This is a genomic window from Rhizobium sp. PRIMUS64, assembly GCF_023006465.1.
GTDB classification, from domain to species: Bacteria; Pseudomonadota; Alphaproteobacteria; order Rhizobiales; family Rhizobiaceae; genus Rhizobium; species Rhizobium leguminosarum.
On sequence record NZ_JALBGX010000008.1, the window covers coordinates 1 to 25428 of the forward strand.

At 60.2% G+C, this 25428-nt stretch carries 24 protein-coding genes; 10 read left to right on the plus strand and 14 right to left on the minus strand.

The window, feature by feature from the left end; all coding sequences use genetic code 11:
• From MOV76_RS05245 to glpK, 5 genes are all read right to left on the minus strand, one after another.
• Positions 1-568: LLM class flavin-dependent oxidoreductase (locus tag MOV76_RS05245; RefSeq protein WP_247263950.1), on the minus strand; the 568-nt coding region annotated here is incomplete at its 3' end.
• 255 nt (positions 569-823) lie between these two features.
• Positions 824-1291 carry an SRPBCC family protein gene (locus MOV76_RS05250; protein WP_018243126.1) on the minus strand — a complete coding sequence of 156 codons (468 nt, stop codon included), beginning with the start codon at positions 1289-1291 and terminating at the stop codon, positions 824-826.
• A gap of 100 nt (positions 1292-1391) precedes the next feature.
• Positions 1392-2651, minus strand: a complete 1260-nt coding sequence (locus MOV76_RS05255) for an RNA polymerase sigma factor (protein WP_047618689.1) — start codon at positions 2649-2651, stop codon at positions 1392-1394.
• Complete coding sequence (locus MOV76_RS05260; RefSeq protein WP_018446745.1) at positions 2648-3022, minus strand: YciI family protein; 375 nt, start codon at positions 3020-3022, stop codon at positions 2648-2650. Before MOV76_RS05260 ends, MOV76_RS05255 begins: the two co-directional genes overlap by 4 nt.
• 172 nt (positions 3023-3194) lie before the next feature.
• Positions 3195-4688, minus strand: a complete 1494-nt coding sequence (glpK, locus tag MOV76_RS05265; protein WP_247263951.1) for a glycerol kinase GlpK — start codon at positions 4686-4688, stop codon at positions 3195-3197.
• Between the two features lie 158 nt (positions 4689-4846).
• Here glpK and MOV76_RS05270 point away from each other — a divergent pair, with 158 nt between their 5' ends.
• From MOV76_RS05270 to xdhC, 4 genes are all read left to right on the plus strand, one after another.
• A complete protein-coding gene (locus MOV76_RS05270) occupies positions 4847-5623 on the plus strand; it encodes a 3-hydroxybutyrate dehydrogenase (protein ID WP_018243130.1) in 777 nt (258 codons plus the stop codon).
• A gap of 28 nt (positions 5624-5651) precedes the next feature.
• Positions 5652-7118 (plus strand): xanthine dehydrogenase small subunit, encoded by a 1467-nt coding sequence (gene xdhA / locus MOV76_RS05275; RefSeq protein WP_113542387.1) that lies wholly within the window; start codon positions 5652-5654, stop codon positions 7116-7118.
• A 103-nt stretch (positions 7119-7221) separates the two neighbouring features.
• Entirely contained in the window at positions 7222-9561 is a 2340-nt protein-coding gene (gene xdhB / locus MOV76_RS05280; protein WP_247263952.1) for a xanthine dehydrogenase molybdopterin binding subunit, read from the plus strand.
• A 63-nt stretch (positions 9562-9624) separates the two neighbouring features.
• Positions 9625-10440, plus strand: coding sequence for a xanthine dehydrogenase accessory protein XdhC (xdhC, locus tag MOV76_RS05285; protein ID WP_247263953.1), 816 nt, complete (start codon positions 9625-9627; stop codon positions 10438-10440).
• On the opposite strand, the gene MOV76_RS05290 is transcribed toward xdhC, so the two are convergent.
• Complete coding sequence (locus tag MOV76_RS05290; RefSeq protein WP_047618702.1) at positions 10416-10607, minus strand: hypothetical protein; 192 nt, start codon at positions 10605-10607, stop codon at positions 10416-10418. The genes xdhC and MOV76_RS05290 overlap by 25 nt on opposite strands.
• 101 nt (positions 10608-10708) lie before the next feature.
• On the opposite strand from MOV76_RS05290, the gene gcvA reads away from it, so the two are divergent.
• On the plus strand, positions 10709-11605 hold the full coding sequence (gene gcvA / locus MOV76_RS05295) for a transcriptional regulator GcvA (protein ID WP_112904474.1): 897 nt from the start codon (positions 10709-10711) through the stop codon (positions 11603-11605).
• A gap of 88 nt (positions 11606-11693) precedes the next feature.
• Here the strand turns inward: gcvA and MOV76_RS05300 are convergent, their stop codons facing one another.
• Positions 11694-12026, minus strand: a complete 333-nt coding sequence (locus MOV76_RS05300) for a hypothetical protein (RefSeq protein WP_018243137.1) — start codon at positions 12024-12026, stop codon at positions 11694-11696.
• A 164-nt stretch (positions 12027-12190) separates the two neighbouring features.
• The gene (locus tag MOV76_RS05305; RefSeq protein ID WP_247263954.1) at positions 12191-12349 is read right to left on the minus strand and encodes a hypothetical protein; all 159 of its coding nucleotides are present in this window, start codon (positions 12347-12349) and stop codon (positions 12191-12193) included.
• A gap of 43 nt (positions 12350-12392) precedes the next feature.
• On the opposite strand from MOV76_RS05305, the gene puuD reads away from it, so the two are divergent.
• The 4 genes from puuD to MOV76_RS05325 all read left to right on the plus strand — a co-directional run bounded on the left by puuD (position 12393) and on the right by MOV76_RS05325 (position 17478).
• Entirely contained in the window at positions 12393-13631 is a 1239-nt protein-coding gene (gene puuD / locus MOV76_RS05310) for a urate hydroxylase PuuD (protein ID WP_247263955.1), read from the plus strand.
• Positions 13628-14938, plus strand: a complete 1311-nt coding sequence (gene guaD, locus MOV76_RS05315; protein ID WP_247263956.1) for a guanine deaminase — start codon at positions 13628-13630, stop codon at positions 14936-14938. The genes puuD and guaD overlap by 4 nt, the downstream gene beginning before the upstream one ends.
• Positions 14939-15059: 121 nt before the next feature.
• Positions 15060-16202, plus strand: coding sequence for an alpha-hydroxy acid oxidase (locus tag MOV76_RS05320; protein WP_247263957.1), 1143 nt, complete (start codon positions 15060-15062; stop codon positions 16200-16202).
• 412 nt (positions 16203-16614) lie between these two features.
• Positions 16615-17478, plus strand: coding sequence for a hypothetical protein (locus MOV76_RS05325; RefSeq protein WP_247263958.1), 864 nt, complete (start codon positions 16615-16617; stop codon positions 17476-17478).
• Here MOV76_RS05325 and MOV76_RS05330 read toward each other — a convergent pair.
• Entirely contained in the window at positions 17475-18899 is a 1425-nt protein-coding gene (locus tag MOV76_RS05330) for a hypothetical protein (RefSeq protein ID WP_247263959.1), read from the minus strand. The two genes, MOV76_RS05325 and MOV76_RS05330, sit on opposite strands and share 4 nt — an antisense overlap.
• A 433-nt stretch (positions 18900-19332) precedes the next feature.
• Here MOV76_RS05330 and MOV76_RS05335 point away from each other — a divergent pair, with 433 nt between their 5' ends.
• Complete coding sequence (locus tag MOV76_RS05335) at positions 19333-20028, plus strand: hypothetical protein (RefSeq protein ID WP_247263960.1); 696 nt, start codon at positions 19333-19335, stop codon at positions 20026-20028.
• Between the two features lie 83 nt (positions 20029-20111).
• On the opposite strand, the gene MOV76_RS05340 is transcribed toward MOV76_RS05335, so the two are convergent.
• From MOV76_RS05340 to MOV76_RS05360, 5 genes are all read right to left on the minus strand, one after another.
• Positions 20112-20633, minus strand: a complete 522-nt coding sequence (locus MOV76_RS05340; RefSeq protein ID WP_247263961.1) for a DUF6998 domain-containing protein — start codon at positions 20631-20633, stop codon at positions 20112-20114.
• Positions 20633-21700: a DUF4062 domain-containing protein gene (locus MOV76_RS05345; protein ID WP_247263962.1), complete on the minus strand. Its 1068-nt coding sequence runs from the start codon at positions 21698-21700 to the stop codon at positions 20633-20635. Before MOV76_RS05345 ends, MOV76_RS05340 begins: the two co-directional genes overlap by 1 nt.
• A 128-nt stretch (positions 21701-21828) precedes the next feature.
• Entirely contained in the window at positions 21829-22098 is a 270-nt protein-coding gene (locus tag MOV76_RS05350) for a hypothetical protein (protein WP_247263963.1), read from the minus strand.
• Positions 22099-22209: 111 nt separating this feature from the next.
• Positions 22210-23301 (minus strand): hypothetical protein, encoded by a 1092-nt coding sequence (locus MOV76_RS05355; protein WP_247263964.1) that lies wholly within the window; start codon positions 23299-23301, stop codon positions 22210-22212.
• 204 nt (positions 23302-23505) lie between these two features.
• Positions 23506-25425, minus strand: a complete 1920-nt coding sequence (locus tag MOV76_RS05360; RefSeq protein WP_247263965.1) for a hypothetical protein — start codon at positions 25423-25425, stop codon at positions 23506-23508.
• Between the last annotated feature and the right edge of the window lie 3 nt (positions 25426-25428).

Consider the following 25428-nt stretch of genomic DNA (forward strand, 5'->3'; position numbering starts at 1 on the left):
CAGCGCGCGCCACCGACTGCGGCGTGCCGCCGACGGCAACCCAGAGCGGCAACGGATCCTGCAGCGGCCTGGGATAGACGCCGCGCCCGTTGATCGGCGCGCGAAGCTCACCCTTCCATTCCACAACCTCGCTGTCGCGCAGCGCCAGCAGCAGATCAAGCTTCTCCTCGAAAAGCTGGTCGTAGTCTTCGAGATTGTAGCCGAATAGCGGGAAGGACTCGATGAAGGAGCCGCGCCCCGCCATGATCTCGGCCCGGCCGTTGGAAATCAGGTCGAGCGTCGAAAACTGCTGGAAAACGCGCACCGGGTCATCGGAGGAGAGCACGGTGACCGCACTGGTCAGCCGGATGTTCCTCGTTTTGACCGCCGCCGCGGCCAAGACGACTGCTGGAGCGGATGCGGCATAGTCCGGCCGGTGATGTTCGCCGAGCCCGAAGACGTCGAGCCCCACTTGGTCGGCAAGTTCGATTTCCTCGATCAGATGCTTCAGCCGCTCCGCCCCTTCCGCGCCCTTGCTGCGGGAGGGGTTGGGATTGACGTCGGCGAATGTGTAAAGCCCCAGTTCCATCATCGGCATCCTGTTGAATTCTCGGCTGAGATAAGGATGCCGGGGATAGAGCGCAAATACAAATTCTGGAACGGAATGTTCGAGAATTTCGATGGGCGGCGTGATGTCTTCGGCGATCTGGAAGTCCGATCGACGACCAATTCGAATCTGAATTCAACGACTTCGAAGCGCCGGCGGAATCATCTTTCGAACCGTCTCAAACCTTGCTTGAAGCGTCAGGACGACGCGGTCTCGCCGCGCAGCCTCGCCTCCCGCTTACATCTTCGCCAGCAACTCCGCCAACTGGTCCGCTGCCTTGCCCCATCCTTCGTGGAATCCCATCTTCTCGTGCGCTTCCTTGTCCTCGGCGCGCCAGTGCAGCGCCTTGGCCGTATATTTCGTCCGGCCGTTGCCGAGATCTTCGAGCAGGATGACGCCCGTGAAGAAAGGTTTCTCGGACGGCACCCAGGCGCTTGTATAGGCATCGGTGAAGACGATCTTCTCGTTCTCGATGATCTCGAGATAGACGCCGCGGTTTGGGTACTGATTGCCCTCGGGGTCATGCATGACGACCACACTCGAACCGCCGGGGCGGACGTCGAGCGTCGCTTCCGCCACCCCCCAGGGACGCGGCACGAACCACTGCTTCAGCAGATCAGGATTAGTCCATGCCTTGTAGATCTTCTCGCGTGGCGCGTCGAATTCGCGAACGAGGACGAGTTCATGTTGCGTGCTGGCGGTCATATCGACATCTCTCCATTTGAATGAAACCTGTTTCCTATCAGGTTGTTACAAGGACGTGTCGACGTTCGCCGTTCCGACAGCGCGCAGTTCTTTTCGCATTTTATTTTGCGACCGGATGCGTAGCCTCTTCCTGCATCTTGTCGATCTGTCGGCGGATATGGGCTGCCTCAGCCGCCGAATGGGCAAGTGCAATGGCCCGGTCGAAGGCTTCGCGCGCCTGACTGGTCAAGCCAAGCTGCTTCAGCAGCCCGCCCCGTAAGCCGTGATAGTAGAAATAGCCGCCAAGTTTTTCGCCAAGCGGATCGATGAGGTCGAGCGCATCCTGCGCACCCTGGAGCTTGGAGACGACGACGGCCCGGTTGAGCGTTATGACAGGCGACGGCTGGAGACGCTCCAGCGCGCGATAAAGCAGATCGATCTCCACCCAGTCGGTATCCCCAGCGCGTTTTGCGCGGGAGTGAACAGCAGCGATGGCCGCCTGAATCTGATAAGGGGCAGGCTGACGATGGCGCAGCGCCTTGTCGAGCAGCGCTAAGGCCTCATTGATGAAGGGCTGGTTCCACAGCGACCGGTCCTGATCTTCGAGCAGGACGATCTCGTCCCCGGCGTTGAAGCGTGCCGGCCGGCGCGAGATCTGCAGAAGCATGAGCGCAAGCAGCCCCATCAGCTCCGGTTCGGATGGGAAGATATGCAGCATCAATCGCGCCAGCCGGATCGCTTCGTCGCTGAAGGCAGCCGCCTCATGCCTGGGATCGGCCTGGCTGTAGCCCTCGTTGAAGATCAGGTAGATCATCGTGCTGACGATCGAGAGCCGTTCGGCCCTCTCCTGCGGGCTCGGCGTTTCGAAAGGCACGCCGGCCTTGGCGACGCGCGCCTTGGCCCGGGTGATGCGCTGTTCCATGGCGCTCTCGGAAACCAGGAAGGCACGCGCGATCTGCGGCACCGAAAGACCGGATACGATGCGCAACGCCAGCGCGATCTGCTGGGTCGCCGGTAGATCGGGATGGCAGCAGATGAACAACAGCCGCAGAATATCGTCGCGATAATTGGAATCGTCCAGCCGCTCGACGATATCGCTTTCGGCATCCTCGGTATCGGAGATGACGTCCTCATCCGGCAGAGCCTGGATCTTCGCCCGCTTGCGCACCGCATCGATACCGCTGTTTCGACCGACGAAGATGAGCCAGGCTGTGGGATCGCGCGGTGGCCCTTTCTCCGGCCATGTTCGAATCGCCCTCAGACACGCTTCCTGAAACGCCTCTTCCGCGGTATCGAGATTGCGGAAATAGCGCAGCAGCGCGCCGAGCGCCTTCGGGCGGGCCGATGCAAGCGCGAGGTCGATCCAGGCAATGTCTGTCATGATGAAGCATCTCCGGGCCTGAAGACGTAGAAAGGCCGAATTTCGTAAGAGGTGGAACCTGGATTGACGGATGAAAGCTGCTTCGAGAAGGTGATCGCCTCGTCGAGCGTTTCAAAGTCGACGACGTAGAAGCCGAGAAGCGCCTCTTTCGTTTCCGCAAAAGGTCCGTCAATGACCAAGGGCTCGTCCTTGCCCTTGCGCACGGTGGTCGCGGCCGTCGTCGGCATCAGCCGGCCGACGGGGCCGAGTTTGCCGGATGCGGCAAGCGGCTCCTGCACGGCGTAGAGCTTCTCCATGACGGCAGCTTCTTCCTCCTTGGTCCAGGCGAAGACGGTTTCCTCATGGGCGTAACAAAGGATTGCATAAAGCATCGCTCACTCCTCTTTTTGAATGACGAAGGAGTAACCGCTTACCCGACAGGCCGCATCAAAAAATTATTGACCGGAAATTCGTGATCTTCCGGAGCACGGACGGCGTCATAGCTGAAGAAATGGCTGGCATCTCCCGGGACGAGCGGCGCTACATGAGGGCGCTGATCGCGCCTCAGCCCTCGCTCAGCGTCCGCTTGACCGCATTCTTCCAACCCTTGAGCTTCGCCGCCCGCACCTTCTCGTCCATGTCTGGCTCGAACCGCCGATCCCGTTTCCAGGTCGCCGAAAAACCGTCCCTGTCCGGCCACACCCCTGCCAGGCTGCCGGCGAGCCAGGCAGCCCCCAGCGCCGTCGTCTCCAGGATCATCGGGCGATCGACCGGCGCATCGAGCAGATCGGCAAGGCGCTGCATCGTCCAGTCGGAGGCGACCATGCCGCCGTCGACGCGCAACACTGTGTCCTCAGTGCCGTTCTTCCAGTCTTTCTGCATGGCGTCGAGCAGATCGCGGGTCTGATAGCAGACGGCCTCCAGCGCCGCTCGGGAGAGTTCCGCCGGGCCGCTGTTGCGCGTCAGCCCGAAGATCGCGCCCCGCGCCTTGGCATCCCAATGCGGCGCGCCGAGACCGGTGAAGGCGGGCACCAGATAGACCTCTTGCGTCGGATCGGCCCTTTCGGCAAGCGCGTTGGTCTCCGCCGCGCTGCCGATGATGCCGAGCCCGTCCCGCAGCCATTGCACGGCGGCGCCGGCGATGAAGATCGAACCCTCCAGCGCATAGGTCGTCTCGCCGTTCAGGCGATAGGCGATGGTGGTCAGCAGCCGATTTTTGGAGCGCACCATGTCGGCGCCGGTGTTAAGCAGCGCGAAACAGCCAGTGCCATAAGTCGATTTCATCATGCCCGGCGCAAAACACGCCTGGCCGATGGTCGCCGCCTGCTGGTCGCCGGCCACGCCGAGGATGGGGATAGCAGCACCGAAGATATCAGGATCGACGGTGCCGAAATCCGCGGCGCAATCCTTGACCTCCGGCAGCATCGCGGCGGGGACCCTCAGAATATCGAGCAGATCCTCGTCCCACGCGTTTTCGGCAATATTGTACATCAGCGTGCGCGAGGCATTGGTGGCATCGGTGACGAAGCTCTTGCCACCCGTCAGCCGCCAGATCAGGAAGGTGTCGATCGTGCCGAAGCAGAGATCGCCCCTGGCAGCGCGCGCCCGCGCGCCCTTGACGTTTGCAAGCATCCAGGAAAGTTTGGTGCCGGAAAAATAGGGATCGAGGATCAAGCCGGTCTTCTTCGTGAACAGCCGCTCGAGATCCTGCCTTTTCAGATTGTCGCAATAGCTTGCCGTGCGCCGGTCCTGCCAGACGATGGCATTCTGGATCGGCCGACCCGTCTCGCGTTCCCAGACGACCACCGTCTCGCGCTGGTTGGTGATGCCGAGTGCTGCAAGATCCCTAGCCTCGATCCCGGCATCGCGCAGCGCCATGTGGACGGTGGAGACGACCGAATCCCAGATTTCCTCGGGATCGTGCTCGACCCAGCCGGAGCGCGGGTAGATCTGGGTAAATTCCTTCTGGCCCTTGCCGGCGACATGCATGTCGCCATCGAAGACGATCGCCCGCGTCGACGTCGTTCCCTGATCGATCGCCAGAACATATCCGCTCATGAAAACCCTCCCTCAGCATGTCAATTGTCGAAGCAAATCAATAGGACACGGATGGGGGCGAGAAAAGCGAATAAAGCGGAATTGCCAGCCCGCCGGCTTTGGGCATAACCTCGCAGCTAAGCGCTGCACCGCAGCATCGCCATTTCAGGGAGAACAGCATGAGCAGAACAGTCGTCGTCACCGGTTCCACCAGCGGCATCGGTCTTGCGATCGCCACTGCCTTCGCAGAAACGGGCGACAACATCGTCATCAACGGTTTTGGAAAGGCTGATGAAATCAAGGCGATCGTCGAACGGCTTGAATCATTATCCAAAGGCCGGGCGCTCTATCATCCGGCCGACATGACCAAGCCCGCCGAGATCGCCGACCTGATCGAAACGGCGGCCAAGACCTTCGGCGGCGTCGATGTCCTGGTCAACAATGCCGGCATCCAGCATGTCGAGAAGGTCGAGGATTTCCCGATCGAGAAATGGGATCAGATCATCGCGATCAATCTGTCGAGTTCCTTTCATACCATGCGCGCCGCGATCCCGCTGATGAAAGCGAAGAAGTACGGCCGGATCATCAACATCGCCTCGGCCCACGGGCTCGTCGCCTCCCCTTTCAAATCCGCCTATGTCGCGGCAAAACATGGTATATTAGGCCTGACGAAGACGGCAGCGCTGGAGCTCGCCGAATTCGGCGTGACCGTGAACGCCATCTGCCCCGGCTACGTGCTGACGCCGCTCGTGGAGAAGCAGATACCGGATACCGCCAAGGCCCGCGGCATGACCGAGGAACAGGTGAAGAGCGAGGTCATACTCAAGGCGCAGCCGACGCATGAATTCGTCAAGGCCGAAGAAATCGGCGCACTGTCGCTCTATCTCGCCAGCGATGCCGCCCGGCAGGTGACGGGAACGCACATCTCGATTGACGGTGGCTGGACGGCGGCTTAACCATTTGGAAAACAACAACAGGAACATCATGAACGACAGCATCCGCTTCATCCTGAATGGCGAGGACGTTACGCTTACCGATGTCAGGCCAACCGAGACGCTTCTCGATTTTCTGCGGTTGAAGCGACAACTGACGGGCACCAAGGAAGGATGCGCGGAAGGCGATTGCGGCGCCTGCACCGTGCTCGTCGGCCGGCTGGCCGACGGCAAGCTCGCCTATGAATCCGTCAATGCCTGCATTCGTTTCATGGGTTCGCTGCATGCCAGCCATGTGGTGACCGTCGAGCATCTGGCCGGCAAGAACGGCGCGCTGCATCCCGTCCAGCAGGCATTGGTCGATTGTCATGGCTCGCAATGCGGCTTCTGTACCCCGGGCTTCGTCATGTCGCTTTACGGTCTCTGGCTCGCCAAGGAAAAGCCGAGCCGCCAGGAAATCGAAAAGGCGCTACAAGGCAATCTCTGTCGCTGCACGGGCTACGAGCCGATCGTCAAGGCCGCCGAGCAGGTGAGCCTGGTGCGGCCGAGTACGCTCTTCGACCCGCTGGAACGGACGCGCTCGGAAATCGTCGCGCGGCTTTGGGCAATGCAGGCGAGCGGCACGATCAGGATTGGGAATGGCGAAGACCGGCTGATCGTGCCGGCTTCTGTCCAGGCGCTGGCCGAGGTCCTTTCACAGGAGCCCGACGCGATTATCGTCGCCGGCGCGACCGATGTCGGCCTCTGGGTGACGAAGCAGATGCGCAGGCTGAGCCCGGTCGTCTTCATCAATCACCTCAGCGAATTGCAGTCGGTTACGGAAGGCGAGGACGGCGTCACCATCGGCGCCGGCGTCAGCTACACCAGGGCCTTCGAGGCGATCTCCAAGAAAATCCCGGCGCTCGGGCGGCTGATCGATCGCATCGGTGGCGAGCAGGTGCGCAACATGGGCACGATCGGCGGCAACATCGCCAACGGCTCGCCGATTGGCGATAGCCCGCCGCCGCTGATCGCGCTCGGCGCGACGCTGACGTTGCGGTCCCTGCAAGGCCAGCGCAGAATGCCGCTCGAGGATTTCTTCATCGCCTATGGCAAGCAGGACCGGAAGCCCGGCGAATTCGTCGAGAGCGTCTTCGTGCCCTACCCCGCAGCAATGAGCCGCTTTGCCGCCTACAAGATCACCAAGCGCCGCGACGAGGACATCACTGCCGTGCTCGGCGCCTTCCTGCTGACGCTCGACGATGCCGAGATGATCACCGATATTCGCATCGCCTTCGGCGGCATGGCGGCGACGCCGAAACGCGCCCGCACGGTGGAGGCCGAGTTGATTGGCAAACCATGGACGGAAGTGACGATCGAGGCAGCCCGCCCCGCATTCGACGCCGATTACCAGCCGCTGACCGACTGGCGCGCGACGGCGGAATACCGCCAGCTGACGGCGAAGAACCTGTTGACGCGGTTCTATCTTGAGACCGTCGGCGCGCCGGCCGAACTGAAGCGGTTCGAGGAGGTGGCGTGATGGAAAAATCGATCTTCAGCCTGATCTCCAAGACCTGGTGGCAAGCTTCGATGGGAACGGTCGCGGTCGCCTCCCCTCACTCCCTTCGCGGAGGGAGGCGCTAATGGACAAGTCCACCTTCGAAGACCGCAAGGCCATCATCGCAGGCCCGATGCACGGCTCGCAGCGACATGATTCAGCGCATAAACATGTGACCGGAACCGCCGATTATATCGACGATATTCCGGAACCCGCAGGTCTACTGCACGGCGCCCTCGGCCTCTCTGACCGGGCACATGCCGAAATCGCCGCTATCGATCTCTCCGCGGTCGCCGCCTATCCCGGCGTCGTCTGGGTCTTCACCGGCAAAGACGTGCCCGGCGTCAACGACGTCAGCTCCAACGGCAGCCATGACGAGCCGCTCCTGGCCGAAACTTTAGTTCAGTTCCACGGCCAGCCGATCTTTGCCGTCATCGCCGAGACGCGTGATGCCGCCCGCTGCGCCGCGCGGCTGGCAAAGATCGACTATCGCGACCTGCCGCATTGGAGCGATATCGACGGGGCGCTCGCCAATGGCAGCCCGCTCGTCATCACCCCGATGACGCTGCGGCGCGGCGAGCCGGATACGGAAATGACGAATGCCGCCATGCGTGTGAAAGGTCAGATGCGCATCGGCGGACAGGAGCATTTCTACCTCGAAGGCCATATCGCCGTGGCGATCCCCGGCGAGGACGACGAGGTCACCGTCTGGTCCTCGACGCAGCATCCAAGCGAGATCCAGCACATCGTCGGCCATGTGCTCGATATTCCCTCCAACGCCGTGACCGTCAACGTGCGCCGCATGGGCGGCGGCTTCGGCGGCAAGGAGACGCAGGGCAATCAGTTCGCAGCACTTGCGGCGATTGCCGCCAAGAAGCTCGGCCGCGCGATCAAATTCCGCCCGGACCGCGACGAGGATATGAGCGCTACCGGCAAGCGCCACGATTTCCTCGTCGATTACGAGCTCGGCTTCGATGCCGAAGGACGCATCCACGCGGTCGACGCGACCTATGCGGCACGCTGCGGCTTCTCCTCCGACCTCTCAGGGCCGGTAACCGACCGTGCCCTCTTCCATGCCGATTCCAGCTATTTCTACCCGCATGTGCATCTGACGTCGAAGCCGCTGAAGACGCACACCGTCTCCAACACCGCCTTCCGCGGCTTCGGCGGGCCGCAGGGCATGCTCGGGGCCGAACGCTTCATCGAGGAAATCGCCTATGCCGTCGGCAAGGACCCGCTTGATGTCCGCAAGCTGAATTTCTACGGCCAGCCGGGCTCCGGGCGCACGCTCACCCCCTACCATCAGGAGGTCGAGGACAATATCATCCCCCGCATCGTCGAGGAGCTGGAGGAAACGGCCGAATACCAGGCACGGCGCAACGCCATCATCGCCTTCAACCGCGACAGCCGCTATATAAGGAAGGGCATCGCACTAACGCCGGTTAAGTTCGGCATCTCCTTCACCATGACTGCCTTCAACCAGGCCGGCGCCCTTGTCCACATTTACCAGGACGGCTCGATCCACCTGAACCATGGCGGCACCGAAATGGGCCAGGGCCTCTATACCAAGGTGGCGCAGGTGCTCGCTGACAGCTTCCAGGTCGATATCGACAGGGTAAAAATTACCGCGACGACGACGGCCAAGGTGCCGAACACCTCGGCCACTGCCGCCTCCTCCGGCTCGGACTTGAACGGCATGGCCGCCTATGACGCTGCCCGCCAGATCAAGGAACGGCTGGTCGCCTTCGCCGCCGAGAAATGGGATGTTAGGCCCGCCGACGTGGTCTTCCTGCCGAACCGCGTGCGCGTCGGCGAGATCGAGATCCCCTTCCCCGATTTCATCAAGCAGGCCTATTTCGCCCGCGTCCAGCTTTCCGCCGCCGGCTTCTACAAGACGCCGAAGATTCACTGGGACCGCAAGGCCGGCCGCGGCACGCCCTTCTATTATTTCGCCTACGGCGCCTCCTGCACCGAGGTTTCGATCGACACGCTGACGGGCGAATATCTGATTGACCGCACCGACATCCTCCACGATGTCGGCCGCTCGTTGAATCCGGCGATCGACATGGGCCAGGTCGAAGGCGCCTTCGTCCAAGGCCTGGGCTGGCTGACGACGGAAGAACTCTGGTGGGACGACAAGGGCCGGCTGCGCACCCATGCCCCCTCGACCTACAAGATCCCGCTCGCTTCCGACCGTCCGCAGATCTTCAACGTGCGCCTCGCCGAATGGTCCGAGAACACTGAGGCCACCATCGGCCGCTCCAAGGCCGTCGGCGAACCACCCTTGATGCTGGCGATCTCGGTGCTGGAAGCGCTGTCGATGGCGGTAGCAAGTGTCGCGGATTATCGGGTCTGCCCGAGGCTCGACGCGCCGGCGACACCGGAGCGGGTGCTGATGGCGGTCGAGCGGATGAAGCGGGTGTAGGAAAATGCGCGCGCGTCAGGCTCGTTTGCTGGCCTCGGCGGCGAACCCATCGGTCAGCCACCCATGACAGACATCCGCCGCTTCCTCGCCGCCCACCCGGACTGCATCCTCATCGACATCACCGGCACACAAGGCTCCACCCCGCGTGAGGCCGGTACCTTCATGCTGGCATCGCACACCGCGTTATGGGGCACGATCGGCGGCGGGCAGTTCGAGTTCATGGCGATCGCGAATGCGCGGGACATGTTGGCGGGAACCGGCGGGATGGCGGAGATGGATATCCCGCTCGGGCCTGACATCGGCCAGTGCTGTGGCGGACGCACGCAATTGCGGTTTCGCCGGGTGACAAAGGCGGTTGCTGAAGAAATCGAAGCCAGGCTAACCAGTGAGATCGAGTGTCTGCCGGAGGTCTATCTCTTCGGTGCCGGCCATGTCGGCCGGGCGCTGGCTGCGGCCTTGGCGCCGCTGCCGCTGTCGGTGACGGTCGTCGAAACGCGGCAGGAAGAGCTCGCCAACCTGCCGGCAGAGACGAAGACGCGGCTCGTGCCGATGCCCGAAGCACTGGTCAGGGATATTCCGGCCGGCGGCGTGGTCGTCATCCTGACGCACGACCACGCGCTGGATTTCCTCATCGCCCGCGAGGCGCTGGAAAAGACCGACCTCGCCTATACCGGCATGATCGGCTCGGCGACCAAACGCGCCACCTTTGCAAGCTGGCTTTCCCGCGAAGGTGGCGGAGAGCGCGGCTGGATGGAGCGGCTGACGCTGCCGATCGGCGGCTCGGCGGTCAGGGACAAGCGCCCTGAGGTGATCGCCGCCATGACCGCCGCCGAAATCCTGACGGCGCTCGCGGCCTACCGCATGCGCTCGTCCTCGTAATAGGGATCGCGTCCGTCGAGAAAACCGAGATCGCGCTTGACGCGATCCGGCACCGTGTCGAGATCGAGGCTGGGCATGCGCCAGATCCGCGCCAGCCGACCGCCGATGCGCCGGAAAATTCCGATGGTCTGCTGCGGCGGGCTCTGTTCGATAGCATAGCAATCCATGACATCACCTCGATGGCTTGATGGTATGAGTTGCAGTTTGACGGTAAAAATGCTGCAATTCCAATCGAACGACCGTCTGCCTGCATCAAGAGAACTTATCCATGAAACTCTCCAAACAATTCCCGCTGAATGCGCTGCGCGTCTTCGAGGCCGCTGCACGGCTCGGAAGTTTCACCAAGGCGGGCGACGAGCTCGGCATGACGCAGACGGCCGTCAGCTACCAGATCAAGCTGCTGGAGGAGAATGTCGGCGAGCCGCTCTTCCTGCGCCGTCCTCGCCAGATCGCACTGACGGAGACCGGCGAGCGGCTGGCGCCGAAGGTAACCGAAGCCTTTGCCTTGCTGCACGACGCGATGGCGACGGCGCGCGACAGCGTCGAAGGCACGCTCGCCATCAGTTCGACCCATACCTTCGCCTCGAAATGGCTGGCGCCGCGCCTCGGCTCCTTCCACTTGAAACATCCGGCGATCGCGGTGCGCTTTCAGGCGAGCTCTGATATCATCGACTTCGCCCGCGAGCAGATCGATGTCGGCATCCGCTGGGGCGACGGCAACTGGCCGGGGCTGACGCTGCACCGGCTGATGGGCCTGGAGTTCACCCCGATGCTGAGCCCAAAGCTGGCGGAGACGGCAGGCGGCATCAGCGAGCCGCGCGATCTCCTGAAGTTCGATCTCTTTGACGCCGGCGACGTCTGGTGGAAACAATGGTTCGAGGCAGCCGGCGTCACCGAGACGGATCTCGATCGGCGCCCGCGCAACCAGCTTGGCTCCCAGGCGGTGGAAGCCGATGCGGCGATCGCCGGCCATGGCGTCGCCATTCTCCATCCGGCCTTCTATGCGGCCGAGATCGCGCTCGGCCGGCTCTACCAGCCCTTCGAACTGACCCGTAGCGACGGCAAGGCCTACTGGCTCGTCTACCCCGAAAACCGTCGCAACGTGCCCAAGATCAAGGCCTTCCGCAACTGGATCCTTGAGGAGATGAAGGCAGCCGGAAATTGATGCATGCCGCCTGAAACTGTACAGCGGTTTTCGGACCACGACATACCGGACCCGGTTGGTGAGCCGGGTCCGGTGCTGTGGTCCGCCTTCAATATCCCATTTCCGGCGCATAGAAACAGCGCGGCGTATCCTCGTTCGGGAACAGACAGAGATGATAGTCGTTATCGCCGGATTGCATTGCCTTCGTCATTGGCAGCAGGAAGACATGAGCATGCGTCACCAGCCGGTGGTCTCCCGGCATCAGCGTCACACGATATCCGCCTGGCGTCACCGCCACGCTTTTCGAAGGGATCATCTGGCAATCGCCATTATGACTGTCGCCGTTGCAACAATAGGGGTCATAACTCCACCCCGAAGGTGCGTCGTGAGCCGTCGCCAACGACGCATACGCAATCATCACACACGTCAGAATACTGCGCATGGGCATCTTCTCCGTCGATGAATGCGCCGCCGATGATCTAACGGTTCTTATTTTATTCCGGCGGCCTGCAAAAATAACTGTAATCGAGTCGTCGCAGTTCCAGATCTGCTGAATTAGCAGATTCAGTATAAGGCTGAGATAATGCACAGCCTTCTCGGCAGCTTTTAGGCACGCGACAGCAGATCGGCGATCCGACCGCGATCGGCAGCTTCGGCAAAACCGCTGAAGATCTCGACGAACGCGGTGATCATTCCATTGCTCCTTTGGCCGCGCCGGTCGTTGCGCGTGTGCAGTTCTTCAATCTCCTCTTCCCTCCCCGCCAAAATTTCCGCAATGTCACGAGTCGGAGGAAGATAGGGGAACTCGATGTATGAATATGCCATAGCATGGGAATGGCTCGCCTTAGCGGCGCGCTGGTTCCATGTCATTACCGCGATCGCCTGGATCGGATCGTCCTTTTATTTTATCGCGCTCGATCTCGGACTGGTGAAACGCCCGCATCTGCCACCCGGCGCTTATGGCGAGGAATGGCAGGTTCATGGCGGCGGCTTCTACCATATCCAGAAATATCTGGTGGCGCCCGCCCAGATGCCGGAGCATCTGACCTGGTTTAAATACGAAAGCTATTTCACCTGGATTTCCGGCTTCCTGATGCTCTGCATCGTCTATTATGGCGGCGCCGACCTCTTCCTCATCGACCGGCATGTGCTCGATATCAGCCAGCCCGTCGCCATCCTGATCTCGCTGGCGTCGCTTGCCTTCGGCTGGATCGTCTACGACCTGCTCTGCAAATCCCCGCTTGGGCGGAATACCTGGGGACTGATGGCGGTGCTCTATGTCGTGCTCGTCTTCATGGCCTGGGGCTATACGCAGCTTTTCACCGGCCGCGCCGCCTTCCTGCATCTCGGCGCCTTCACCGCCACGATCATGTCGGCCAACGTCTTCATGATCATCATTCCGAACCAGAAGATCGTTGTCGCCGACCTTATCGCCGGGCGCACGCCCGACCCGAAATACGGGCAGGTCGCCAAGCAGCGTTCGCTGCATAACAACTACCTGACGCTGCCCGTCATCTTCTTCATGCTGTCGAACCATTATCCACTGGCCTTCGGAACGCAGTTCAACTGGTTGATCGCCGCCCTGGTCTTCCTGATGGGCGTCACCATCCGTCACTGGTTCAACACCACGCATGCCAGAAAGGGCCGGCCGACCTGGACGTGGATCGTCACCGTCATCCTCTTCATCCTGATCATGTGGCTTTCAACCGCGCCGAAGCTGCTGACGGGCGAGACGGATGCGGCCGCGGTCGCGCCCGCCTTCCAGCAATTCGCCGGCGATCCGCATTTCCCCGCCGTCAAGCAGCTGGTCTCGACGCGCTGTTCCATGTGCCACGCGGCCGAGCCCGTCTATGAGGGCATCGTGCGGCCGCCGAAGGGCGTGCTGCTCGAAAATGACGCGGAAATCGCCGCCCATGCCCGCGAAATCTATATACAGGCGGGCCGCAGCCATGCCATGCCGCCCGGCAACATCACCGACATCACGCCGGATGAACGCAAGCTGCTCGTCGCCTGGTTCGAGAGCGCAGTCGAAGGCAAGACACAATGACGACGACACTCCTGCGCGGCCGCCTGCTTTCCTTCCATCGCGCGCCGCTAAGCCTTACCGACAGCCAAAGCTATCTCTACGAGGAGGATGGCGGCCTGCTGATCGAGAATGGGCTGATCGCAGCAGTCGGCCCCTATGCCGACATCAAGGCAAAAACAGGCGAGGACATGGTCGAGATCGACCACCGCCCGCATCTGATCATGCCCGGCTTCATCGACATGCACCTGCATTTTCCGCAAATGCAGGTGATCGCCTCCTATGCGGCCGACCTGCTCGAGTGGCTGAACACCTACACCTTTCCCGAGGAATGCCGTTTCGTCGAAAGTGCGCATGCTGAAAGGATCGCCACGCATTTCTATGACGAGTTGATCCGCCACGGCACGACGACGGCGGTCGCCTATTGCTCCGTGCACAAGACCTCGGCCGACGCCTTCTTTGCCGAGGCGCTGAGGCGCAATATGCGCATGGTCGGCGGCAAGGTGATGATGGATCGCAATGCCCCGCAGGGCCTGCTCGACACGCCCGAGATGGGCTATGATGAGACCCGCCAGGTGATAGCGGCCTGGCACGGCAAGGGCCGTAACCATGTCGCCATCACTCCACGCTTCGCCATCACCTCCACGCCGGCGCAGATGGAGGCGACATCAGCGCTTGCCCGCGAATTTCCCGACCTGCACATCCAGACGCATCTTTCGGAAAACCACGACGAGATCAAATTCACCTGCGAGCTCTATCCCGACGCGCTCGACTATACTGACATCTACGCCCGCTACGGCCTGCTCGGGCCGAAGAGCCTCTTCGGCCACGCCATCCACCTGTCCGAGCGCGAAGCCGATGCCTTGAGCGAGGCGGGTGCCGTCGCCGTCCACTGCCCGACCTCGAACCTCTTCCTCGGCTCAGGCCTGTTTCCGCTGAAGGCGCTGGCGCGGCGCCAAAAGCCGGTTCGCATCGGCGTGGCGACCGATATCGGCGGCGGCTCCAGCTATTCGATGCTGCGGACGATGGACGAGGCCTACAAGATCCAGCAGTTGCTCGGCGAACGGCTGAACCCGCTGGAAAGCTATTACCTGATGACCCGCGGCAATGCCGAGGCCCTGTCGCTGGCGGACCGGATCGGCACGCTGGAACCCGGCACCGAGGCCGATCTCGTCGTTCTCGATGCCGCGGCGACACCGGCCATGGCGCTGAAGATGGAAGTGGTGAAGACGCTGCCCGAGGAGCTTTTCCTGCTGCAGACGATGGGCGACGACCGGGCGATCGCCGAGACCTATGTGGCCGGCGTTGCGTCGAAGAAGGAGCTTCATTGAGACGCCCTGTTACTCTTGAAATCGGACCGTGAAAGCTGCCTGGCACGGCCAATTTCCCGTAACGCTCCCACGAAATTCATGTTATGGCCGATAGCCGCATTCAGATGTGAAGGTTCAATTCATGGCCGCTCCGCTCACCATCGCTGACCTGAAAAAGCTCGCGCAGCGCCGTGTGCCGAAGATGTTTTTCGACTATGCGGATTCGGGCGCCTGGACGGAATCGACCTACGCGGCAAACGAGAGCGATTTCAGCCAGATCAAGCTGCGCCAGCGGGTGATGGTCGACATGACCGACCGCACGCTGGAAACGACGATGATCGGCCAGAAAGTGTCGATGCCGGTGGCCCTGGCGCCGACCGGACTGACCGGCATGCAGCATGCCGACGGCGAGATGCTGGCGGCACGCGCCGCCGAGGAGTTCGGCGTTCCCTTCACGCTCTCGACGATGAGCATCTGCTCGATCGAGGACGTCGCTTCGGTGACGACGCGCCCCTTCTGGTTCCAGCTCTACGTGATGAGGGACAAGGATTTCGTCCTCAACCTTATCAATCGCGCCAAGGCCGCCGGATGCTCGGCGCTGGTGCTGACCGCCGACCTGCAGATCCTCGGCCAGCGGCATAAAGACCTGCGCAACGGCCTGTCGGCGCCGCCGAAATTCACGCCGAAACATGTCTGGCAGATGGCGACCCGGCCCTTCTGGTGCCTGGATATGCTGCAGACCAAGCGCCGCACCTTCGGCAATATCGTCGGCCACGCGAAGAATGTCTCCAATATTGCCTCGCTCTCCGCATGGACGCACGAGCAGTTCGACCCGCGGCTGTCCTGGGCGGATGTCGCCTGGATCAAGGAACAATGGGGCGGCCCGCTGATCATCAAGGGCATACTCGATCCGGAGGATGCGAAGGCGGCCGCCGACACCGGCGCCGATGCGATCGTCGTCTCCAATCACGGCGGCCGCCAGCTTGACGGCGCCCCCTCCTCGATCAGCATGCTGCCGAAGATCGTCGATGCCGTTGGTGACCGCATCGAGGTCCATCTCGACGGCGGCATCCGCTCCGGCCAGGACGTGCTGAAGGCCGTGGCGCTCGGCGCCAAGGGTACCTATATCGGCCGCCCCTTCCTTTACGGTCTCGGCGCCATGGGCAAGGAAGGCGTATCGCTGGCGCTCGGCATCATCCGCAAGGAGATGGACATCACCATGGCGCTCTGCGGCAGGCGCGACATCAATGACGTAAATTCGTCGATCATCGCAGGGCGGCAATGACCTGCTTGATGAGTAGGCGGTTCAGAAAAGTCACGAATCCCGACTTTGGCGGCATTATTGACTGGTCACATCCGACATGATTCTGAATAGATCCACACTCCAGCGCTTTCCCGCCTACTAGCTTTGGGTCTGAGAAAGGCGACGAATTCGTGCTCTCGGCGCTTCCGCTGAGCCGCTTCCCTGCCGCCGCTGAACCGCAAGAGCGGGCCAACGGTGCGCGACCTTCTTCCTTGCATGCCTCCGATCCAAAATCCTCGAAGACCACGCAATATCCTCCTTGGGTAAATAGTTCGGCGTCGCCCGTGTTCAGTCTCTACCGCGTTGATTTTTGGGGGCTCAGCGGCCGCTCTGCTTAACTTCTCCCTTGCAACAGAACGCCTCACCATAGCTCGAACTATGGAGGAGACGATAAATGACACGAGAATTTCGCATGGAGCCGCCGCCGTTCGAGAAGGCTCGCGGTTGGCTCGATGCCGATGGTCACCTGATCGCTGGCACTGCCGATCGCTTCGCAACGCCTTATGCGATCGACGATTGCGACATAAAAAGCGGCTATGGGCACAGCACGAGAACCGTGGGAGAAAAAGGTCTCCATTACTTGAACCTTGACGACGTAATCGCACTCGGCTTCACGACACGCGAATATCAGGCGATGATGCATTACTGGAATGCTTCGACGGGAGATCACGTGCGAAGCGAACTTGAGCTGACTGCGCTAATGTCGTCTTCCTTCACCGGACACTTGAATGACGATGGACGGTTCACCTCGATGTATGACGTCCGCGACCGCGCCGAACACGCTGTCAGCAGCGAACGTTTCGGAGACAGGACGTACAGGCAGGAAATTCGCGAGGAGGAAATTCAATGGGCCGATCCGAACGGCCGCAATGGACGCTTCCTAACCGCCTACGTTTTCGCCAAGACCGCTCCGACTGCAGCCGTCCACGGCAAGTATCTGGCCGAAACGGGCATCATGGATTGGACCTTTAAGGATGTGTATGACTGGGGCTTCACCACAGAGGAGTACCTTTATATGCTCTTTTTCGAGATCGCATCCGATGGACGGGACCACGTGCGCTCTGAAAAAGAACTCAACATTCTGTTCAAGGAAAGGACCGGGGGGCACCTCGGCGTTAACGGGATCAAGAGGCTGCTGGAGGCCCGGGAGGGGCACGAGTGGGCTGGCCCACGCGATTATAGATACCTCCATCCCGACACGCTCAAGGAACCGTATCTTGACCTGTATCCATTCAATGATTGGCCGAATTCTCTTTAGCCGCTCTTCCGGCGTCGCCTCATCGCCCGTTCAAACCCGCTTACAACTACTGGCTCCCGGATCAACCCCAGATCTTGGAGCCGTCCCGGGATATGCTCGACGACATAAGCCCGGCCGAGGGCTCTGATTTTTGGAAGATAGAAGAATTCCCCGTTGTAAATTTCGGCCACAGCGCCGCAGAACCGCGAATGCGACATCGAGCTTAGAAGATTGATTGCCTTCGGCCCGTCGATCTGTTCGGCCAATCTCGCATCAAAACGCCTCAGGATTTCGGCAACCTCAGCTTCGTCGACGGACTCTGTTGCTTGCTCCATATGGCTGACGATCCGGTCTACCAACCTCGCTCCCAGGCCCCCGTCCAGCAGAGCATCGACAACGTCCGCGTCACTCCAGAACCGGTCAATAATGCAGTCGAGCATCATTGGGAAATCCGTGGCGAGGCCCCTTTCAGTGGGCTCGGATGACATAGCGAGGACGACCTGTGCGGGGTGACGGCTGGCCTCCTTCTCGGGAAGCTTGTCGAGCGCCTGGTAGAACGCTGCGGCAAGCTGGTCGATCCTCATTAGAAACGCCGGTTCCAGCTCTTTCAGGAAGGCTGGCCATACACTGATGAGACTTAGCAAGTAACCGTGGCCTTCCGGATTCAAGGTACGTGATTTCCGCCTCTCAAAGACTGATTTTGCAATCCGGGCTGACCAGATCCTTGTCTCTTCCACATCATTCAGGAGAAGAAGTCCGCATAGGAAGTTCTCCGCGTTCGTGGCAGCGGTGTTCATCGCTTCGACCCCGCCGACCAGTTCGGCGTCCTTCTTGCTCCCAGGCATTTCCACGGCATCGACTAACTGGTCGACAAGACGCTTGTAGCCCGTCGGATCAATTTCCTTTACTTCGCTTTCGACGACAGAACAAACGCCGTCGACGGTGATGTCCGGGAAGTAATCTGGTCTACTCAGATGCTTGATGAGGAGCGGAATAGCAACGCCAGGATGAGGTTTTTGCGGGCCAAGGAAGTGATCTATCGACAGGCGTAGCATAAGCTCTGCTTCGTCCTGTGACGCTTCCCTACCCGATGAGTGCGCGAGATCATTTCTGATCCTCGCGAGGTTGTTTATGAAGCCGTCCTGCTGCGGGCTGAAGTACCCGTTGTCCTTGAAATAGGAGACAACTCTCCCTTCGTAGCCTCCCCTCGATTTTTCGAGAGCAATGACATCCCCTTCGGCTTTCAAACCTCCAGCCATGTCTAGTTTGACGAATTCGGAAAGCTCATGACGCAGCTTTGCCATGACGGCATTGTGGACCATGATTATCGAGGCTCGGTAGGCTTCCGCGTGATAGCAACGGATGGCTTCTGCGAAATATCTGCCAATATCCTCATGTTCGAGCTTGCCGGGGAGATCGTCGATGGCGTCAGGTTCTGTCATGGTGCAACTCAAGGATCCGTCTCCTCCTTGTCGCATCCAATCCTTGTCAGTTGGTTAGCGTTACAGCAATCGCCCGCAGCCTCACCGAATAGTCGATTCCCACGTTCGTGTTCGCGACCGAACCTGTGAGCAACTCAATCCTATGGGCCATGCCGCCTCGCGGTGGCATGCAGAGCGGTGTAGAAGAGTTATCGGTTGGGGCTCTTAGATGAATTTCCACGACGCCAGCAGTGCCATACGTCGATTGGAATTCGATGAAGACGACGACCATCAATCATGACTCAGCCGCTTCTGGTGTTTCATCGTCTTTGATGTCGGAATGAAAGTATTTGAGCGCCGAAACGGCGTAGACGAAGGCCGGGCATGATTTATGCTCGGTGCTTGTCGACCGCTTTGAGACCAACTGATCGTTTCAGCATTTCGCGGGGAGCTCATGGACGTCAAATATTTTGCCGATCTACGCACTAACTTCATCCGCATGTACTATCGGGAGGGTCGCAAACCGTTCATCGAGATCCAGAGAGCAATCGACGAGGAGATGCCGCCTTTCGACGAGCCGCCGAGCGGGTACGACATCGAAAGCGGCGAGCCGCCGTATCTTGTGGAATGGCTCGAGGCCGAGATGGCGCTCAACGTGCTGGGCTACTCATGTCTCTCGATGCTGTCGAACTCGCTTAAGATCGCCTTCATGAACTTCGAGCGCGAGTTCAGATTCAAGCCGAGCGCCGAGGCGAAGAAGACACTCTTCAAGCAGGGCTTCGTCACGGGCTACAAGGGCGTCCTCTCCGAGATTCTCGACACCGATTGGAGCGACTGCCTCGCAGATCTTGCGATCATCGAACAGGTGGTTCTGGCTCGCAACATCACCCAACACATGGACGACTACTCGGGATTCGACGCCTACTACGATGAGAGTACGATTCGGAAGCACCCACGCCTCTTCTTCGTAGGCGGAGACAAGGAAGAGCTTGACCCGGAGGATCCTTCCTCATGGTTCGGCCGCCGTGTCGAAGTCACCGAAGCCGATCTTTTCCGAGCCATCGAGGAGGTAGAGAAGCTCGTCGAGTACATCGTCGGCCGCGAAGACAGGGCTTTCGAATGGCGAATGGGTAGGCGCAATGAATCCTAGTCTTGGCGTGAAACGTGCAACCAGATGTGACAGAACCCACGCCCAGACAAGAGGTTTCCGACTCCTCCGTTGGCCACGAACCTCTATTGCGGGGGTGGCCCAGATGCGAGTTCAGGCTGCGGGATGTCCCCTGTCGGCGTTCGCTCGATGATTGGCAACCGGTCGCAGTCCGAGACTGTTTCGTTTAATAGGCGGATCTTCCGAGGCGAGACAGGGCGCTGGTTGACCCAGGCGTCCGGCATATCCTGTAGCGCGATGTGCTCCGGACCGTTGAAGACGATCTCGCCCGCCAGTTTCTTGAAGTCGAACTCGATGAAGATCAGGTGGTCGGCGCGAGCGTCTACCTTTCTGAAGACAGGACCGCGGCCAGTTCCCGTTGCCTTGACCTGAACGGATCGTCCATCCGGCGCATGACCGTCGATGCCAGTCCCACCGCCGGGCTTGAGGGTCAGACCGAAAAGCTCGGCCGCCACCGCTTCGCCGATGTCGCCGACGAGCTTCCCGTCAAGGGTGAAGGAGAGTCCCGGCACGGCGTAGTGTCGCCGGACGCGGTCGCGCGCGGTTACCAGTTCGGTGATGACGGGTGGCAGTATAAATTTTGTCATTAGGTGCTCAACGACTCTTCCCATTCCGCTCCCATGACCCACGAGAGCGCCGACATGCGCCCGCTCAGGAGTCCCCAGTCGAAATCGTCCCATCCAAGATTCTTCTTCCCGTACTTCCGTTCGATGCGGCGGGCGGCCTTTTTTGCCGTCTCGAAGATCTTTTCCTGTTCCGGCCTCAGCGGCTCCTCGCCACTTACAATCTTTTCGACCCAAACCATGTGGCGATTCCACCAGACCTTATCCCAGAACTCGTTGTAGGCCGCTAGGATGGTGGCGTCGTTCCGGCGAAGGACGATGGGCCAGAATTCTCCTTCGACCTCCTCGGAGGGAATCCACTCCACCTTGTCGCCCTCCGGCGTATAGCCGATCGAGTGACCGTTCGGCCCTTTCTCGCCCGCCGGCGCCGGGTCGTGGGTCTGTGCCTTCGTCCGGGACATCCCCGCTATGGTCTGCCGAAACTGGGCGGCTTCAGCGGGATCAATCCCGGCCGTCTTGAGGGCGATGATCATGTCGGTCATCTCGCGCACCTTCGACGGTCTCAGAGACGTCCGGGCTGGCCGAGCCATTGTCCGAACAAGGCTGGTGAGGTGTTTGAAGAGCTGATGAGTCAGCTCGGCGGGTGTCGAAAACGATCCTGTCAGGGACCCCTTGTAGGTGATCGCCTGGAAGTCCTTCAAGCTTCCGAGTTGAGCCACGTCGATAGCTGAAGGACTGACCGCCCGCTCCGAGAAATAGATCATCGCCGGCTTCTTCGCGGCCACGAACCTATCGATTTCTTCGACGGTTCCGGAAATGGCCACGCCCGTATTGGTGCCGAGCCGGGTCCAGAAGAGACCTATTAAAACGTCAGCCTGATCAACGATCTGCTGGTTAATTGCCGACTGGGGACGCTGGTTCGCGACGGGAAACACGCTCGTCTCCCAGCGCAGCGGCAGAAGCACTATTCCTTCATCTTCTGCGTGGACGGTATTCCATTCGGCGATAGCGGCTTCCGCCGCGTCTCGCTCCTCCTTCAGGTCTGACGGAGAGGCTATAAGGACTCTGAATGTCGTGGAAGCGAATGCCATTCTGGATTCCTGAATAGTCAACGAATCCATTGCAGATGACAGAACTGCGTGCCAGAGGCGAAAGTATTCGCGATAGTCTGTTGGCAGACTTTTCAACCAGTTTGTGACATCAGGATCGGGTCACGACGCTAGACTGACGCATTCCCCGGATTGACCCGCTCGATGAAGAAGTCGTCTCCCACATCACGTTCAATTCCTAGGAGGATGCTTTCTTCGTATTTCGCCTTGTCGAAATGTATGATGCAGCCCCCGATCTCGATCTTCACGAAGTAGTCGACGTGCTGATCATCCTCGGGATTGAAGCAGAAGGCACGCTCCGGTATTCGGGCGTCATTTGCATCGAGGATCTGATAGGTCGTAAGAGCTGCCTGTAGTCTGCGGAGCGAGGTTGAGGACACAGGTCGGACCGATCATATACGCAAGCGTGGACCTTTGCTCGTCCGCGAGTGAGGCTTGTCGCGGAGCTTCCTGCCCGGCCATCGAATCAAAGTTCAACTGATCCGGGCATCCTACTCGTCATCAACTGGTTGCGGTTTGACCGCTACCAGGAGGCATTCCTCGCAGTCGACCCTGTACCTCGTCGCCTGAAGGTGCCGCTGATATTCGTCACGTGCCTTCTCACCGGAGAGGGCTTGTTCCCACGTCACCTCGTCCGGATCTGGCAGCATGGTTGAGAGGGCCATCCGGAAGATGGCGGCGGGGTACGACAGGATCCACGTGCCATTGTCCAGGCGAAACTTCTCCGGCTCGACTGGATTGCCATGGAGGAAATCGTTCCTCAGGTCATTCATCTTGACATAGAGTGCATTGGCAAGCCGGACGTTGCGGATGTTTCCACCGCCAAAATCGGCCTGATGCGTCTCCTCCCTCGCCATGCTACTCTGCCATGGAATGGTCTTGAGCAGGTCGAGGACTTTTTGACGCGTGGCTTTGCCTGTTGGCCCTGGATGGACGAGGATCTCGAAGGCACTCACCCACAGGGAGAGAATACGGCCGTAGTCATAGAAGGACTCGGTCGAACCTGTCGGAGAGGACAACCGAAGGGCAGACGTCGCCATCTTCAATGATCGGAGAATGGCTCGCGAGGTCCAGTCGTCCTGCCCGTCAATAAATCGAGACTTCCAGATCGCAAGCAGTTGCTTGAAGAAGCGAGGGTGCACCGGCTCCTGCCCGATTTCCTGAACGGGGACGGCGGCCGAGGCAGTGCCTCGAAACCTGCCGAGTTCGTGCACGGCCCAGAGGGCGGCATTCTGCGCAACGAGCCTTCTTCCGTCGGGGGCTATCATCCACGGGTAGATCTCGAAGGAGTCGGCGTAGAACGGCCCGACGTTCCTGCGCCACGTCACCGTGCGCACCCTTACGTCGAGCACGACGCAGGCGATGACGATGTCCATGAAGCTCGAGATGGCTTCCGAGTTCGGACGATCGGGAAAGGCGTCGGACCGGATCAGCAGGCTCGGCATGAGTCGCTCACCATGACTGCCTTCGAACTTCGAAAGGAAGTTGTCCAAGTTGGGGCCATTGGCGATCGCTTCCCGATATCGTCCGTCGTGAGCCCCCACCACGGCCATGTAGTCGCCTGCGAAATAGCCCGGCTTCATGTCGATGCTCGGTAGGGCACCTAGCGCACTCCATTTCAGGGCCATCGCACTCCCTCAAGTTAGAATCTTACTCCCGCAGATCGTAGAAGATCAGCACGGCGCCGGGTCAACGGTTCAACAGGACCGCCCACAAGAATGCGACATGCCTTTTATCGTTGGGACGGCTTTAACGGTTTGGCCGGCGCGAGATGTGAGCGCGGAAGATCATTTCAGCTCGTTGGGTGCCTTAAGCATCCCCTGGATCCGTACTACCACGACCGAGTATCTGGTCTTGCCTGCAGGCGGAATAACCTCCTGCACTGAGACGCGCTCACGAATATGCGCCGCGGTGCCCCGCCTATCGACGAGGTCAAGCACCATCAGCACGCAGAAGGTGTAGCTCGATCGCTGGTACGCGGTAGTCTGCAGGCCGTATGTCTTTGCCAGCCCTTCGAGATCATGATCGGCGTCCGTCTTCTTCAATTCCGCAACCACGTTCATGCCATTCAGGACGAAGTCGATGTCCGCCCGGCCTCCCCCTCGATCACTTCTTTCTCGCACAGCGATCTGGCGAAGGGCCGTTGATTGAATGAAGCTGAAGTAATCTTTCTGGAGATCCTTTTCGAGAGGCGGAGATGTCCTGTCACGATTGAACAGGTAGTCAACGCCCACGATGGCTCCGGCTGTGAGGTTTGTCCTTGAGAAGGCGAATGACAGTGTCGTGAACAGGATGGTATCGAAGAAGCTGCTTGCCCCGGCATTCGTCCGGTAGTCGTCGTTCCGATTCAGCTCTCGGGCTAGCTTCGACCATAAGTCAATGAGTACGGGATCGGTCACCCCGAGGTCGAAATCGACAAGAGAGGCTCGCAGGGCCGCCCCCGCACGTGCGCCAATTTCAGGACTGAGGTGACCTAGTGCTGCGGCGACGGCGTCTTGCGAGGCCGCCGCCTTGATAGGGTGGTGGCGAAGGCTGCCCTCCATCGCCTCCGAGATCATTCCGCGTACGGCGGCGACAGAAGCTTCCTCGCCCGAAAGATCGTTTTCATCGAGCCATTGCTCGAGCAGAGCCAGCCTAGCCCGGTCACGCTGCAGTTCATCCGAAATCCTTGGACGAATGATCTTCTCGATGCCGCCACCCTTAGCGTGACACAGCAGCGATCGACTTGCCCCATATAGTTTAACGAGTTCGTCTTCGATTATACGAACAGCATGAAGCCAGGCACGGCTTTCGAAGCTCCTTTCGACCTGGCCGATCCTCATAGCGAGCTCGTACCATCTCATGCCTTCAAATTGAGGAAGGCCCATCCACTGGCATGACCATGATCGGTCGTCGCTCGGAAACGAAGTCGCGGAATAGGTGAAGGCGGCCTGACGTATTTGGTCGATTAGCGCGCCGAGTTCGTCCTTCCGCTGGTCTCGTCCGAAATCGAGAAGGACAGTGAGGCAGAGGGAGTAGAGTTCGGCGTCCGGGCGCGTCTCTGCAGCCGCAATTGCCTGTCCCATCAAGTTGAGGCTTCTCTCGAACGCGGCGATGGCTTCGGTCTGATCACTCGCCCCCAACCCATCAGCCATCGCCAGCATTCCCAGAGACGTCGCTGCCTCGCTCTTTACGCCATCAAGCTCGAGGAAACTGTCGAGCACGTCCCGCAGTTCATCATCTTCGATATGGGCCAGTATGAAGCCGATGATCCTGGCGGCGTGCTGCAGATAGTCAGGGTGGTCATCGATAGCGAGATCGAGAAGGTGGGCTTGCAGACGCCTCATATCCGGTGGTCGCGTCATCGCCACGATGTAGGCGGCCTTCAGCGCCTGAGCCCGAGCGATCGGGTGTCGCTCCTGACGGGAAGCGAGTGTCAGCAGAGACGACGAATAGCGCTCGGGGAGATGTGCTCGAGGCTCGACAACCGTGATGTTCGCGATCTCCGCAAGTAACCCAGGATCTTCGGCTGTCTCGATATTGTAGGCGATCGCAGCGTCGCAGTCGGGAGATCCGGCGACCCACATGGCTTGGAAGAGCCCGGCAGCCATCGCTTCATCCTTCAACTCGTCGACAGCCGACAACAGATCCCGCAAAGCTTCCCCGGAAAGGTCCACGTTCGGATCATCGGAACCGCGACTGAATATCTTTTCGACGACTGGGTTCATTGG

Coding starts and splice junctions, on each gene's coding strand:
- MOV76_RS05250 (WP_018243126.1), bottom strand. CDS start 1,291: ATGACCGCCAGCACGCAACATGAACTCGTCCTCGTTCGCGAATTCGAC.
- MOV76_RS05255 (WP_047618689.1), bottom strand. CDS start 2,651: ATGACAGACATTGCCTGGATCGACCTCGCGCTTGCATCGGCCCGCCCG.
- MOV76_RS05260 (WP_018446745.1), bottom strand. CDS start 3,022: ATGCTTTATGCAATCCTTTGTTACGCCCATGAGGAAACCGTCTTCGCC.
- glpK (WP_247263951.1), bottom strand. CDS start 4,688: ATGAGCGGATATGTTCTGGCGATCGATCAGGGAACGACGTCGACGCGG.
- MOV76_RS05270 (WP_018243130.1), top strand. CDS start 4,847: ATGAGCAGAACAGTCGTCGTCACCGGTTCCACCAGCGGCATCGGTCTT.
- xdhA (WP_113542387.1), top strand. CDS start 5,652: ATGAACGACAGCATCCGCTTCATCCTGAATGGCGAGGACGTTACGCTT.
- xdhB (WP_247263952.1), top strand. CDS start 7,222: ATGGACAAGTCCACCTTCGAAGACCGCAAGGCCATCATCGCAGGCCCG.
- xdhC (WP_247263953.1), top strand. CDS start 9,625: ATGACAGACATCCGCCGCTTCCTCGCCGCCCACCCGGACTGCATCCTC.
- MOV76_RS05290 (WP_047618702.1), bottom strand. CDS start 10,607: ATGGATTGCTATGCTATCGAACAGAGCCCGCCGCAGCAGACCATCGGA.
- gcvA (WP_112904474.1), top strand. CDS start 10,709: ATGAAACTCTCCAAACAATTCCCGCTGAATGCGCTGCGCGTCTTCGAG.
- MOV76_RS05300 (WP_018243137.1), bottom strand. CDS start 12,026: ATGCGCAGTATTCTGACGTGTGTGATGATTGCGTATGCGTCGTTGGCG.
- puuD (WP_247263955.1), top strand. CDS start 12,393: ATGTATGAATATGCCATAGCATGGGAATGGCTCGCCTTAGCGGCGCGC.
- guaD (WP_247263956.1), top strand. CDS start 13,628: ATGACGACGACACTCCTGCGCGGCCGCCTGCTTTCCTTCCATCGCGCG.
- MOV76_RS05320 (WP_247263957.1), top strand. CDS start 15,060: ATGGCCGCTCCGCTCACCATCGCTGACCTGAAAAAGCTCGCGCAGCGC.
- MOV76_RS05325 (WP_247263958.1), top strand. CDS start 16,615: ATGACACGAGAATTTCGCATGGAGCCGCCGCCGTTCGAGAAGGCTCGC.
- MOV76_RS05330 (WP_247263959.1), bottom strand. CDS start 18,899: ATGACAGAACCTGACGCCATCGACGATCTCCCCGGCAAGCTCGAACAT.
- MOV76_RS05335 (WP_247263960.1), top strand. CDS start 19,333: ATGGACGTCAAATATTTTGCCGATCTACGCACTAACTTCATCCGCATG.
- MOV76_RS05340 (WP_247263961.1), bottom strand. CDS start 20,633: ATGACAAAATTTATACTGCCACCCGTCATCACCGAACTGGTAACCGCG.
- MOV76_RS05345 (WP_247263962.1), bottom strand. CDS start 21,700: ATGGCATTCGCTTCCACGACATTCAGAGTCCTTATAGCCTCTCCGTCA.
- MOV76_RS05355 (WP_247263964.1), bottom strand. CDS start 23,301: ATGAAGCCGGGCTATTTCGCAGGCGACTACATGGCCGTGGTGGGGGCT.
- MOV76_RS05360 (WP_247263965.1), bottom strand. CDS start 25,425: ATGAACCCAGTCGTCGAAAAGATATTCAGTCGCGGTTCCGATGATCCG.